The organism is Providencia sp. PROV040 (assembly GCF_032706145.1).
Taxonomy (GTDB): domain Bacteria; phylum Pseudomonadota; class Gammaproteobacteria; order Enterobacterales; family Enterobacteriaceae; genus Providencia; species Providencia hangzhouensis.
In genome coordinates this window covers 2,382,661-2,396,339 of the sequence record NZ_CP120530.1, presented here as the reverse complement: position 1 = coordinate 2,396,339, position 13,679 = coordinate 2,382,661, and the positions used below count along the sequence as shown (strand labels likewise).

Genomic DNA, 13,679 nt, shown 5'->3' with positions numbered 1-13,679 from the left:
AAATGATGTCTCAAAGCCGACACGAAGAACGTCAACAACGTTTAAAAGAAAAAGTGGATGCACGAATTGAAGCCGCTCAAATTGAACGGGGTATCGTTATTGTCTTTACTGGAAATGGAAAAGGCAAAACGACAGCGGCATTTGGTACTGTTTGCCGTGCAGTAGGCCATGGTAAAAAAGCCGCTGTTGTTCAATTTATTAAAGGTGGCTGGGATAATGGTGAACGTGAGCTGTTAGAACCCCAAGGCGTTCCCTTCTATGTTATGTCCACAGGGTTCACTTGGGAAACTCAAAACAAAGAGACAGACACCCTCGCCTGTATAGAAACTTGGCAATACGCCAAACAATTATTAAGTGACCCACAGTACGATTTAGTCATTTTAGATGAACTCACCTACATGGTAAGTTACCATTATCTCGAATTAGCAGAAGTGATCCAAGCATTACAAAGCCGCCCTGCCAATCAATCTGTTGTGATCACTGGCAGAGGTTGCCACCGAGATTTAATCGAATTAGCTGATACAGTAACAGAAATGCGCCCAGTGAAACATGCATTTGATATTGGGATTAAAGCTCAAAAAGGGATTGATTGGTAATCATCCGATAACAAAGTGCAATAATAAGGCGTTATTTTTTATTATTGCACTTCTAATCTATTTCACTAGCTATTTTTCTAACTAAGCCATCAGTTAACCTATAAAAAAGTTATTTAATACTTTTCATTGGTAACACTAATTTAGTGTGAACTCCATATTGGAAAATATTTTTTGGTAGTATGAATTTTTTTGCTAACTTTTGTTCATCAAGTATCACAATTATTTTATAACGATAAAGAATAAATATAAAAATAATTAATGCTATTTATTGAAAACCTCCTCTTTAATTAAAATGATTACGTATTGCTACGTGAGTAAAATCCTCCTAACAGGCTAAAAATGCGTAAACACAACCTATTGATAAAAAACAAACTAATCTATAAAAATAGATATTACTCCGCTTTTATTCAGTTTTAGTTAGTTATCAATGAATAACGATATATTTACCCATGTTAACATTATTAATTTTATTTGGTTTTCTATTTAAGCATAATTAAACTGCAATAATGGATTGTTAGTTATCTTAGATTTTTCTATTTTATTTAAGGGATATATATGAAAAACGTTTCAAATTCTCATTTGAATTTCACAAAAATGAAATTTAACCCACTCTTTTTATGTGTTTCAATAATCGTTGGAACTACTACTGTTGCTCAAGCGGCAATTACACCAACTAATGGGGCTGGTATATTAAATCAAGGTAATGGACCGACTGTCGTTTATATTAATAAACCAAGCCAGGCTGGTGTTTCCCATAATACCTATAGCCAATTCGATGTTGACCAAAAAGGCGTTATTTTAAATAACAGTGCAAAAAATTCTAATACGCTCATTGGCGGCAAAATTGGTGGCAATACCAATGTTGCTGGCGGGCGAGCTAAAGTTATCTTAAACGAAATAAATTCAAATGCGGCAACCACATTAAATGGCATGATTGAGGTTGCAGGCGGCAAAGCGCAAGTAATCGTTGCTAATGCGTCCGGAGTTACATGTAACAACTGTGGCTTTATCAACACCAATCGTACAACACTGACAACCGGTAAAGTAGAGCTAGCAAATGATGGCTCCATTGCTAACTATAATGTGCAGCAAGGTAAAATCGCCATCAATGGGAGATTAGATACCAATTCTCCGACAGATTTAATTGCACGTTCGGTGGCCATTAATGGCATTATTGATACACAGCGCATCAATGTGATAGCTGGAAGTAATCACGTCAATTCGGCTGGGGATGTGACGGGTACAGCCGCTGCAATTGGAACAAAACCCACTGTTGGGATTGATGTTTCGTCGATTGGCGGTATGTATGCCAATAAAATCTCATTAATAGCCACTGAAACTGGCGTTGGTGTCAGTAATTTAGGGGATATTGGTACCTATAATGGCGCAATTTCTATTGATACCGCAGGAACGGTGAATAATACCAATGGTAATATGAACGCAGCGGGTGATATTGATATTAAAGCAGCAAGCCTTACCAATAACGGTCACATTGCGGGTAATAAAAACGTCAATATTACCGTTGCAGGAACGGGGGTAATTAATAATGATAATGGTGATATCACATCCTATAACAATGATATTAATCTAAGTACACTAGGTACACTAAGCAACAATCGTGGTTCGATAATCGCTCTGCAGAATGTTAATACACTCTCTGATTCATTTGTAAATGATAATGGTATCATTCAGTCTACTAAAGGTAATATCGACATTCATTCCATGAGTACAATTTACAACAGGGACAATCTCGCCAATCCAAATGATCCAGGAAAAGGATTTAATGCCGGGCGCGATATAACGATTAATGCCGTTCGTGTTGTGAATGAAAACTCCAATATTACTGCAGGGCGAGATAGCAAGATCAGCACGCAATCCGCAATTGATAACACATCAAATAGCAAAATTATTGCACAACGCCATTCAGACATCAGTACGATGTACTTAACGCAAACTAACTCTGAAATAAATGCCATTGATGGCCAGATGAATTTAGATGCGTCGGTATCACTCACTAACGCGGGAACGTCAACCATTCATAGTGGTCGCTTGATGAATATCAATGCTAACCAGCTCAATAACACCGGAGCGATTGTTTCGAATAACGGCAAATCCGTCATTAATGCTAATTCAATGAACAACCGTTCTGGCTATATCAAAGGACAAAATCTTACGATTAAAGCCTATAGTATTGATAACCAAGCAGGGTTAATTAATGCTGAGAATAATCTGGATATTGAAACCAGTTATTTGAACAACAGTTACAGTAGTGACTTTAAACTCATTAATACTAAATTTGGACTAACAAACCAAAATGGTGGCCTACAAACCAATAATGGAACTATTAAAGTTAAAGGTGATACGTTACATAATACCTATGGTTCTATTGCTGCAAATGTAGAAAATAATACCGCTGCACGTAATGATATTGACGTTAAGCTCAAAGCAACACTCAATAATAATTATGGGGAAATCAAAAGCGCTAATAGCCAGAAACTGGATGTTGGCACATTAGAAAACTATTCAGGAACAGTGGCCGCAGGGAAAAATCTCACCATTGATTCAAAAAATCGTATTAACAACCAATATGGTGCTTTACGCTCTACTAACACGACTAAAGTCACCAGCCCTATAATAAGTAATGGAACGACTGGAAGCATCACGGGTAACCGTGTGATTATTGATGCAGTTGTGACAAACTAATATATTACAATCATAACCACTCGCATAGCGGGTGGTTTATTCTAGCCCTATAAGGGCTTATTACCGACCGCGCCTAAATAATATTCTCACACTATATCTACCGAAACAAACACAAACAAATAATTAATAAGTGGCGAAATTAAAACCTAATATATAACAGCCAAATGCCACTACCCAACAACAATAATAATAAGTGTTAAACATATCTTATCTATGCTTATTGTAAAGTCACAATAGATAGGAGAACTCACTTAAGTAATAACGTATACGATCTCCATTTTAGAGTAAAGTTTACATATTGAATATACAAGGAAATTTTACAAGCCAAGTGATAAATACCCATTTTTTCACCTTTATAGGTATAACATCTAATTGACGTCAATTGCATAGTCTTAAAAAGAATTAATTTTTATTTAAATTTTTATTAACGTACAATCCTATAGCTTATTTTATTTATCATCTACGTATTTTATATCTATCGATAAATTAGAGATTAATATGAAACAAAATAACAAAGAATATTACAACCATCCTACCCTAAAATTAAAACCTGTTTTTTTAGGAATTTCCATTTTTTTAGGTACAATTTCTATTGCGCAAGCAGATATTGTTAACACCAATGGCGCTGGTGTCATTAAAGCACCAAATGGCGCAACTATTGTAAATATAAAGACCCCATCTAATAATGGTGTTTCTCATAATATTTATAGTAAATTTGATGTTGACAAAAAAGGTGTCGTACTCAATAACAGTAAAGCAGATATTAATACGCAATTAGCAGGTAATATTAAAGCCAACAGCAATCTTCAAGGTAATGTTGCAACTGTTATTCTAAATGAAGTTAATTCTAATAAAGCAACCCAATTAAATGGAATGATTGAAGTTGCTGGTAATAGTGCTCAAGTTATTGTTGCCAATGCTTCAGGTATTACTTGTAATAATTGTGGTTTCATTAACACAAATAGAGCAACACTCACGACAGGGAAAATAACACCACAACTTAATGGTGATTTCACTATCAATGTTGACAAAGGTCAAATCGTCATTACTGATAAATTTAATTCAAACTCACCTACTGATATCTTAGCAAAAACAGCTGCTATCTCGGGTAAGATGAATGCTGATGAGATAAATATAATTACAGGTACTAATGTTATTAGTAAAAATGGACAACTTATAAAATCTGCAAGTTCCAATACTAACACTCCAAATATTGCTATCGATATTTCAGCATTAGGTGGCATGTATGCAGATAAAATCACGCTGATATCCACTGGAAATAATAGCGCTATTAGCAACAAAGGCATTATCTCCGCTGGTGATGATGGTTTACGAATTGCCAGTAATGGTAATATTTTCAATTATAAAACAATGGATGCTATTAGTGACGTAAATATTACCGCAACCAGTAATCCTGCCTATGCGCACAATTTAAGCGGAATTGAAAATACAGGGGCTATTAAATCAAAAAACAGCGATATTAATATCAATACTGATGGCTATATCCTTAACTATTCTGGTGGCGAGATCACTGCAAATCAAAATTTAAATGCTGACGCTAACATGATTGGCAACTATGGCGGTAAAATACAGGCCACCAAAGGTGATATGAACATCAAAACAGTTAATAATGTTGAAAATTCATCCAATATGTTTCCTAATTCTATTAAAAGTGTAATTTCAGCCGGTAATGAATTAAACATTAATTCAGGTAGCATTGTTTACAATAATGATGCTTTACTTACTGGTCGTGATATTACAATTGAGGCGGCTGTTTCTATTGAAAACAAAAATAATGCGTTAATCAATGCAAAAAGACGTATGAACTTAAAAAGTGAGGAAATAAATAACCACACTTCTTCAATCAAAACCACGAATGGAAGAATGGATCTAATTGCAGAAAAGTCATTAACTAATGGTAAAGACTCAGCGATTGAAAGTGGTCGTCTTTTAACTATCGAGACACCATCACTTATCAACTCTGGTGCTATTATTTCCAAGGCAGGTAAATCTACCATCAATACCGATAAATTAGATAACACTGCAGGTTATATCAACGCAACTAATTTAGATATCAATGCAGAAAATAAAATAATTAATAAAGAAGGCTTAATTAGTACAAATGGTAATTTAGTAATCAAAACAAACGAACTAGACAACCGTTGGAGTTCAGATTTTTCCAATCATGCCCAAAAATACGGTGTCACAGATGATAAAGCAGGAATAAATGCAGTTGATGGTTCTATCAATATTAAAGCAAATACCTTTAACAATTATATAGGAGAGGTTAAAACTAACTGGACTGAAAAAACGTTAGCTTCTGGTGATATTCAAATGAATATCAATAAAAATCTGTATAATTCAAACGGTACAATTTCAGCTTTTAATAATTTAAAATTAAATGCAGATATTATTGATAACGGATACCACGGTTTAATTAGTGCTGATTATAACGCAACTATAAATGCAAAAACTGCTTTATTTAATCCTTACGGTACTATTTCATCAAAAAATCAAACTCGCGTCACTGCACCTATGGTTTATAACAGCCCAGATGGTAAAATATTAGGCGGTGAAGTAATCATCAATACAGACAATTATTATTAAGTTATGCAATAAAGGGGTAATTTACCTAATGCCGATCAGTTAAGAGCTAAATAATCAGTTTAACGCCCCTACCGATCTACAAAAATCCGTAATTATCCCAAGATTACGGATTTTTTATGTTACTTAGCCAGCTTTCGAGTCTGCTCAGGCTTTCCCGCCAAAAGAATTCCGATGGAAATGATGATATGAGCTGTAATAGGAATGCCCCTTTTTCGCTCACTTTCCATGGCTCAACTCGTTCTCCATCTAGAAATTGTTTTATCTAGTAAATGACCTTACGTTTCACCAGGTGATGTTGTTCAGGCTCGCCAACGGTTAGGGGAAGATTCTATTCGTAGAGTGTTTGAATAAATATCCTCCGGCATTAGTCGGAGGATATTTATTATTTGCATTGCACTTGTTGAATTAATATTCTGAATTAATCACAACCTCTTCACCAAAGCGACCTGCTTTTGGTAATGGTTGGTAAGATGAATTTGCCGCACGTAGAATACGAACACCGCGAATACCTAACTCATGTGCTGCTGCGATATCGGCATCAGCATCACCATAATATATGGTAAGTTTGTGATCACGCATCCAGCTCACTTTATTATTTTGCCCTGGTTCATCACCCGCAAAAATAACAGGTTGCATTTTATCCGCAGGTATCGCTAAACCTTCTTGAACATATTTCGTCACTGTTTCCGTTTTTGTTTTCGTACGGCCAGTAATGAAATAAACAGTGTCACCGCGCTCTAAGTGCATTTTGACTAAATCAATACCCACTTGTTTTGGCATACTGAATTTGTCCCACTCATTATTCATTTTTTCCCAAAATTGTTGATTTTTGAGGTAGCTAAAATCGTTAGGTGAGAACTCTAATTTACCACGGTAAAAACCTGGACTTGAAAATAACACCGTATCATCGATATCAAACCCAACAGCCATAGGTGCTTTCCCTTCTAGGCTTTGTTTAATTTGTTCGATGGAAACCCAATGAATAGGCTGTTGTTGAGCAAGTTCAACAACGGTAACGCCGGGGCTTACGGTTTCTGGCATTGGAATTTTTGCTTGAGAGGTTGCCGTAAAACTCAATGCCAATGCAATCGCACTCAAAGTCAGTGTTATTTTTTTCATGTTTTGTCCTTATTCAGGTTTATCCACTTAAACCATTCTTTATTTATCTGGATAAACTGGGTAAGTAATAGGTTTATCTGTAAATTTATCTTTATTATCAGTTAGCAACCCAACATTTTGTGAGTTACATCTCATAAGAATGGGCATACTAAGACTTTTTATTACATTAAAATGAGACAAACATCTCATAAACATTATCTATTATTAATAGGTTTCATAATAATGTGAACTAGACCATTAATTTTCTAATTATCTATGTGGCATATAACTATTACTGAAAGATGAATTTATAAGATTGGTAATTACTGGAGTGGATGATTATTGGCGTGATCACATAAAAAAACGCAGAGAAATTACGCTCTGCGTTTTTATACTGAATAAAGAATAGCAAATTTAGATGCGAGTACGACGTTTCGCTGTTGGTCTTGATGATTGACGTTTTGATGCCGGACGCGATGCGACTTGTGTATGGCGTTTAACCGCACGGCGAATTTGGTTTGCTTTAATGCGACGTTGATCGCGCTCAACCGCAACCTTACTTTCCGTTTCCACCGGCAGTTCCACCAGCTCACGGAGATAGTTGGTTTGCTCTAAACCAAGTTCCGTCCATCCTCCACGCGGTAAGCCTTTAGGTAAGTCGATATCACCATAACGCACACGGATTAAACGGCTGACTTGTACACCAACAGATTCCCAAAGGCGACGAACTTCGCGGTTACGTCCTTCAGTTAAGGTGACATTAAACCATTGGTTCATCCCTTCTCCGCCACGGTAAGAAACCGTTTTAAAAGAGGCTGGGCCATCTTCCAACTGTACACCTTGTGTTAATTGACGAATTTTTGCATCGTTAATTTCACCAAACACACGCACTGCATATTCACGTTCAACTTCACGGCTAGGGTGCATTAAACGGTTAGCGAGCTCACCGTCTGTTGTGAATAACAATAAACCACTAGTGTTAACATCTAAACGGCCAACAGCAATCCACCGCGCCCCCGTTAACCGTGGTAAACGGTTAAAAACAGTTGGGCGCCCTTCAGGATCATGACGTGTGCATAACTCACCTTCTGGCTTGTAGTAAGCCATTACACGACAGATTTCCTTTTCAGGCTCTTTGATTGCTAATAAACGACCATCTAAACGAATTTTTGTTGCTGGTGTGACTTCAACACGGTCCCCTAGTGTCGCAATTTTGCCATCAACACTAATACGACCCGCTTGCAGGAATGTTTCGATTTCTCGACGAGAACCATGCCCTGAACGAGCAAGGATTTTCTGTAATTTTTCAGTTTTTTGCGGTTTTACGCTCATGTAACCCTCTGCTGTCGCCTTCACAGGCGTCAAATATCTTTTTGGCGCGCTATTTTTGCCGCGCCAAACAATAATGAATTTGAAAACCCGCGCATTATACACAGGTTTATCCTGAACCCCTATTACTTATCTGTATATTGCACATTCAATACAATTTTAGTTAGTTCAGTACTGAACCTTAAGCTTCGATATATTTATACCTACTCAAAAGGCGTTGGATCCCCTGTTCCGACTCGCGCCACAACAGGCGTATCATCAGTAAAGTCAATCACAGTTGTTGGTTTTTGCCCAATATAACCACCATGTATCACCAAATCGACCTGTTTATCGAGTAAATCGCGGATTTCCTCAGGGTCTGATTGAGTGAAATCATCACCTGGCATAATCAAACTAGTTGACATCAACGGTTCACCAACAGCTTCGAGTAAATCTCGAGCTATCGGGTTCGACGGTACACGTAAACCAATAGTTTTACGTTTTTCATTCATTAAACGCCGTGGAACTTCTTTCGTTGCCCGCAAAATAAAGGTGTAATTACCTGGTGTATTATTTTTAATTAAACGGAAGACAGTATTATCAACATGCGCATAATTCGATAGCTCAGAGAGATCTCTGCACATTAATGTGAAATTATGGTTAGCATCAAGCTGACGAATCCGACAGATACGTTGTAAAGCATCTTTTTCTTCTAAACGGCATCCAATGGCATATCCTGAATCTGTAGGATAAACAATCACTCCGCCTTTATTTAAAATTTCAACACTCTGGCTAATAAGTCTTGCCTGAGGATTGTCCGGATGGATATAAAAAAACTGGCTCATACATACCTCTAATTTTTGGGTATCGACAGCATCACCCGGCAAAAATACCTATAAATGCTACTATCTTTGAATTCCATAAGATGACTTACTCATTAATAAATCATCACTTATAATAATTATTTTACACTGCATTATTAATACATCAATTAATTAGCTGTTTTTACTGTATCCCAAAGTGTCCAAACAGCCTTGTCATCATCGGGCAACCATAAATTTCTGCCAAGCTCTATCCAAGAGCAAGGCCGATGAAAATCTGAACCAACGGATGTATACAAATTAGCATTATTGGCCAATTCTGCTAAATATTGCTTTTCATTTGGCGGTTGCTGGCAGTGAGAAACCTCCATAGCATCACCACCGCACTGTTTAAAATACGCAACCAACCGTTTTAACCATTTATTGGATAATTGATATTTAGACGGATGCGCTAATACCGCAATTCCCCCTGCGGCATGGATTGCGTCAATTGAGTCTTGAATTGTGCACCACTTCGCAGGCACATACCCTGTTTTCCCTTTCGATAAAAAACGTTTAAATACATTATTAATCGTTTTTTCTTTACCTATTTTCACTATATATTGTGCAAAATGTGCCCGCGTTACCTGCCCACCGCCAGAAATACGTTGTGCATTTTCCCATGCATCGTCAATGCCTGCTTTTTGTAACCGCCTGCCCATCTCAATACCACGCTCTAAACGATGCTCAGATTGTGTTTTTAACAATTGAACCATCGCGGGATGTGAAGGCGAAAAATTTAAGCCCACTATATGTATTTCAATATTCTCCCAAAGTGTCGAAATTTCAACGCCATTGACTAGCTCAATTGGCCGCTCATGTTCAGCAAGATAGCGGCGAGCCTCTAATACACCTTCACAGGTATCGTGGTCGGTAATCGCTAAAATATTAACCCCTTTTTCCACTGCACGTTCGATTAACTCAGCAGGAGTGAGGTCACCATCCGAAGCATTCGTATGGCTATGTAAGTCATAGCGAGTCACTAATGGCGACGAGGCTGTCGGCATATTGATATCTTCTCCTATTTCCATGAAAAACTATTTTTCCTAATAAATTAATAAAGTCCTTGACATAAATATCGCGATCCAGTTAACTAGTACGCAAGACGGCTAAAGCTAAAAATAATCAGTTTATCCAGTGAGGCATACAATGACTTTATTAAACTTATCAAATCGTTGGTGGCGTGACTTCCCAAATTGGGCGGAAGCCGCACGCGCATAGTTATTGTATGTTTCAGTGCCAAACCCGCCCTTCCTCGGCGGGTTTTTTTATGTCAAAAATTAGCGTAAGGCAACATAATGAACGAACAAAACACCACATTAGCACATTTTAAGTATCTGGATAGCCCAATTAATTATCAGCCTGACCCAACATTATTATTTAATCATTTGTGTCATCAAGTTCCATCAACAATGCTGTTGGAATCCGCTGAAATTAATAATAAAGCCAACTTGCAAAGCTTATTGATTGTCAACAGCGCACTACGTATTCGTGCTTTTGGCCAACAAGTTGAAATAGAAGCGTTGACGCCAAATGGCCAGGCCTTATTACCTAAACTGTTAGCTCAATTAACAGATTTAATCATGCATCATAGCATGCAAGAAAATAGTTTGACGGTAACGTTCAGCCAGCCTGGACAAGATTTAGACGAAGACAGCCGCCTGAAGGCTGCATCTAGCTTAGACGTTTTACGTGCACTACCCGCTCTTGCACAAGCCTATTCCACAAAACCTGAAAATCTGTTTGTTGGTGGGTTGTTTGCTTATGATTTAGTCGCGAGTTTTGAAGATTTACCCAAGGTAAATACCGTTAATCACTGCCCTGATTACTGTTTTTTTGTTGCTGAGCATTATTTAGTGATCGACCATCAAAATCAGGCTGCACGTCTAAAAAGTTGCCTATTTACGCAGAATGAGCAAGATGTCGAAACTGTTACGCAGCGTCACGCTCAAATTATCGCTTCGTGCCGGCCGTTCTTGCCAGCGCTTCCTTTAGCAACTGCGCCTGACTTTGCCGTCTCGGTAAACAAAAATGACCCAGAATATGGGGAAATTGTCACCTCATTAAAAGAAGCCATATACCGTGGGGATATTTTTCAGGTTGTGCCTTCTCGTAAATTTACGATGCCATGCTCACATCCTTTAATTGCGTACCAAAAACTCAAAGCACAAAACCCAAGCCCTTATATGTTCTACATGCAAGATAACGCATTTACACTCTTTGGGGCTTCACCCGAAAGCGCACTCAAATATGCGACAGCAAATCGCAAAGTGGAAATTTATCCAATCGCCGGAACTCGCCCTCGTGGACGAAATGCCCAAGGTGAATTAGACCTTGATTTAGATAGCCGAATTGAGCTTTCCATGCGTTCTGATGAGAAAGAGCTTGCTGAGCACATCATGCTCGTTGACTTAGCACGTAACGATTTAGCGCGTATTTGTGAAGCGGGTAGCCGTTACGTTGCTAACCTAACTAAGGTTGACCGCTATTCTTTCGTGATGCATTTGGTTTCTCATGTCGTGGGAACATTACGCCAAGATTTAGATGTTTTTCATGCATATCAAGCCTGTATGAATATGGGAACGTTAACGGGTGCACCAAAAGTAAAAGCAATGCAGCTGATTGCGCAATATGAACAAGAGCGCCGAGGATCATACGGGGGGGCTGTAGGGTATTTCCAAGGAAATGGTGATTTTGATACCTGCATCGTTATTCGCTCCGCCTACGTAGAAAATGGCATTGCCACTGTACAAGCGGGAGGTGGTGTCGTTCTAGACTCCATACCTCAAGCAGAAGCAGATGAAACCCGTAATAAAGCACGTGCTGTGATCCGTGCAATTGCCCAAGCACACCAAGTTAAGGAGTTATTCTAATGGCGAATATTTTACTGCTCGATAACGTTGACTCCTTTACTTATAACCTTGTAGACCAACTGCGTGCGGGTGGACATCAGGTAGTTATTTATCGCAATACCGTTAGTGCAGAACATATTTTATCTGTATTAAATCAAATGGTTTCACCTATTTTAGTCTTATCACCCGGTCCAGGAAAACCTAGTGAAGCAGGTTCAATGCCAGAAATATTGATGCGCGTAAAAGGCAAAATTCCTGTTATCGGTATTTGCTTAGGTCACCAAGCTATTGTTGAGGCCTATGGTGGAACTGTCTCTGCTGCAGGTGAAATTTTGCATGGTAAATCCTCAATAGCCACACATGATGGATTAGCCATGTTTAACCATCTTGAAAACCCAATATCAGTGGCTCGCTACCACTCTCTTGTTGGTAGCCAAATTCCGAAGAGCTTGACCATTTGTGCCCAGTCAAATGGCATGGTCATGGCTGTACGTAATGATAGCGATAGAGTTTGTGGATTCCAATTTCACCCAGAATCCATTTTAACAACTCAAGGTAAACAGTTGTTAGAAAACACCGTGGCATGGGCCCTTTCTACTCCCAATGCAATCGAATCCACTCATTCGCACTAACGGAATACTAAAGAGCCAATTATGCAAAATATTTATGATAAATTATTTAAAGCGCAGCCGCTAACTCAACAAGAAAGCCAGTACTTGTTTAATGCCATTATTCAAGGTGAATTAACAGAACCTCAGTTAGCCGCTGTGTTAATCAGTATGAAAATGCGTGGCGAACAACCACAAGAAATTGCGGGTGCCGCTCTAGCTTGTTTAGAAAATGCACAACCCTTTCCCCGCCCTGACTACCTATTCAGTGATATTGTTGGTACAGGGGGAGATGGTGCAAATAGTATTAATATTTCAACGGCAAGTGCCTTTGTTGCTGCTGAATGTGGTATTAAAATAGCCAAGCATGGTAATCGTAGTGTTTCGAGCCGTTCAGGTTCTTCAGATTTACTGGCAGCCTTTGGTATCGCTCTTGATCTCAGTGCGCAAAGCGCTCGTGACGCATTAGATGAGCTTGGTGTTTGTTTTTTATTTGCACCGCAATACCATAGTGGGTTCCGTCATGCGGCCCCTGTACGCACTCAATTGAAAACCCGAACGTTATTTAATGTATTGGGGCCATTAATCAACCCGGCTCGTCCGCCAATTGCCCTTATCGGAGTTTACCAAGAATCATTAGTAAAACCGGTGTCTGAAACATTACAGATGCTTGGTTTCACCCGTGCAGCTGTGGTACACAGTGGAGGGATGGATGAGGTTTCATTACATGCAGTAACTCAAGTCGCTGAATTAAAAGATGGCAAAGTACAACATTACCAATTAACTGCAGATGATTTTGGGTTAGAACCGTATCAATTACGTGACTTAGAAGGCGGAACACCAGATGAAAACCGCGTGTTACTTAGTAACTTGCTTCAAGGCCATGGGCAAGCTGCTCACGAAGCTGCTGTAGCGGCCAATGTCGCCATGTTGATGCGTATTAATGGCCATGAAGACTTAAAACAAAACAGCGAACACGCACTCGCAATTATTCGTAGCGGTAAAGCATTTGACCGCGTCACAGCACTCGCGGCAAGGAACCAATAA

General features: G+C 38.6%; 10 protein-coding genes and 1 other annotated feature. Of the genes, 6 read left to right on the top strand and 4 right to left on the bottom strand.

The features are described 5' to 3' along the window. Positions 1-5 precede the first annotated feature (5 nt). The 3 genes from cobO (at position 6) to P3L40_RS10960 (ending at position 5,906) form a co-directional block, all read left to right on the top strand. Positions 6-596, top strand: coding sequence for a cob(I)yrinic acid a,c-diamide adenosyltransferase (gene cobO / locus P3L40_RS10970; RefSeq protein ID WP_112307152.1), 591 nt, complete (start codon positions 6-8; stop codon positions 594-596). 555 nt (positions 597-1,151) lie between these two features. Further along, complete coding sequence (locus P3L40_RS10965; protein WP_210852530.1) at positions 1,152-3,299, top strand: filamentous hemagglutinin N-terminal domain-containing protein; 2,148 nt, start codon at positions 1,152-1,154, stop codon at positions 3,297-3,299. A 498-nt stretch (positions 3,300-3,797) separates the two neighbouring features. Next, the gene (locus P3L40_RS10960; RefSeq protein ID WP_210852533.1) at positions 3,798-5,906 is read left to right on the top strand and encodes a filamentous hemagglutinin N-terminal domain-containing protein; all 2,109 of its coding nucleotides are present in this window, start codon (positions 3,798-3,800) and stop codon (positions 5,904-5,906) included. Between the two features lie 405 nt (positions 5,907-6,311). Here the strand turns inward: P3L40_RS10960 and aphA are convergent, their stop codons facing one another. The 4 genes from aphA to rnm all read right to left on the bottom strand — a co-directional run bounded on the left by aphA (position 6,312) and on the right by rnm (position 10,203). Further along, positions 6,312-7,025, bottom strand: coding sequence for an acid phosphatase AphA (aphA, locus tag P3L40_RS10955; RefSeq protein ID WP_004254174.1), 714 nt, complete (start codon positions 7,023-7,025; stop codon positions 6,312-6,314). A gap of 393 nt (positions 7,026-7,418) precedes the next feature. Then, positions 7,419-8,336, bottom strand: coding sequence for a 23S rRNA pseudouridine(2605) synthase RluB (gene rluB, locus P3L40_RS10950; protein WP_036958116.1), 918 nt, complete (start codon positions 8,334-8,336; stop codon positions 7,419-7,421). A 200-nt stretch (positions 8,337-8,536) separates the two neighbouring features. After that, entirely contained in the window at positions 8,537-9,157 is a 621-nt protein-coding gene (locus tag P3L40_RS10945; protein ID WP_036957701.1) for an L-threonylcarbamoyladenylate synthase, read from the bottom strand. 146 nt (positions 9,158-9,303) lie between these two features. Continuing rightward, on the bottom strand, positions 9,304-10,203 hold the full coding sequence (gene rnm, locus P3L40_RS10940; protein WP_405127817.1) for an RNase RNM: 900 nt from the start codon (positions 10,201-10,203) through the stop codon (positions 9,304-9,306). A gap of 139 nt (positions 10,204-10,342) precedes the next feature. Continuing rightward, positions 10,343-10,444, top strand: a sequence feature (Trp leader region). Positions 10,445-10,470: 26 nt separating this feature from the next. On the opposite strand from rnm, the gene P3L40_RS10935 reads away from it, so the two are divergent. Genes P3L40_RS10935 through trpD form a run of 3 tightly spaced genes read left to right on the top strand, consistent with a single transcriptional unit; the run spans position 10,471 to position 13,679 of the window. Further along, positions 10,471-12,045 (top strand): anthranilate synthase component 1, encoded by a 1,575-nt coding sequence (locus P3L40_RS10935; RefSeq protein ID WP_210852535.1) that lies wholly within the window; start codon positions 10,471-10,473, stop codon positions 12,043-12,045. Beyond that, on the top strand, positions 12,045-12,656 hold the full coding sequence (locus tag P3L40_RS10930; RefSeq protein ID WP_110591761.1) for a glutamine amidotransferase-related protein: 612 nt from the start codon (positions 12,045-12,047) through the stop codon (positions 12,654-12,656). Before P3L40_RS10935 ends, P3L40_RS10930 begins: the two co-directional genes overlap by 1 nt. A gap of 21 nt (positions 12,657-12,677) precedes the next feature. After that, entirely contained in the window at positions 12,678-13,679 is a 1,002-nt protein-coding gene (gene trpD, locus P3L40_RS10925; RefSeq protein ID WP_172767169.1) for an anthranilate phosphoribosyltransferase, read from the top strand.

Bases quoted from the DNA above. Each gene is read 5' to 3' on its own strand.
- cobO (WP_112307152.1), top strand. From the start codon at position 6: ATGTCTCAAAGCCGACACGAAGAACGTCAACAACGTTTAAAAGAAAAA.
- P3L40_RS10965 (WP_210852530.1), top strand. From the start codon at position 1,152: ATGAAAAACGTTTCAAATTCTCATTTGAATTTCACAAAAATGAAATTT.
- P3L40_RS10960 (WP_210852533.1), top strand. From the start codon at position 3,798: ATGAAACAAAATAACAAAGAATATTACAACCATCCTACCCTAAAATTA.
- aphA (WP_004254174.1), bottom strand. From the start codon at position 7,025: ATGAAAAAAATAACACTGACTTTGAGTGCGATTGCATTGGCATTGAGT.
- rluB (WP_036958116.1), bottom strand. From the start codon at position 8,336: ATGAGCGTAAAACCGCAAAAAACTGAAAAATTACAGAAAATCCTTGCT.
- P3L40_RS10945 (WP_036957701.1), bottom strand. From the start codon at position 9,157: ATGAGCCAGTTTTTTTATATCCATCCGGACAATCCTCAGGCAAGACTT.
- rnm (WP_405127817.1), bottom strand. From the start codon at position 10,203: ATGGAAATAGGAGAAGATATCAATATGCCGACAGCCTCGTCGCCATTA.
- P3L40_RS10935 (WP_210852535.1), top strand. From the start codon at position 10,471: ATGAACGAACAAAACACCACATTAGCACATTTTAAGTATCTGGATAGC.
- P3L40_RS10930 (WP_110591761.1), top strand. From the start codon at position 12,045: ATGGCGAATATTTTACTGCTCGATAACGTTGACTCCTTTACTTATAAC.
- trpD (WP_172767169.1), top strand. From the start codon at position 12,678: ATGCAAAATATTTATGATAAATTATTTAAAGCGCAGCCGCTAACTCAA.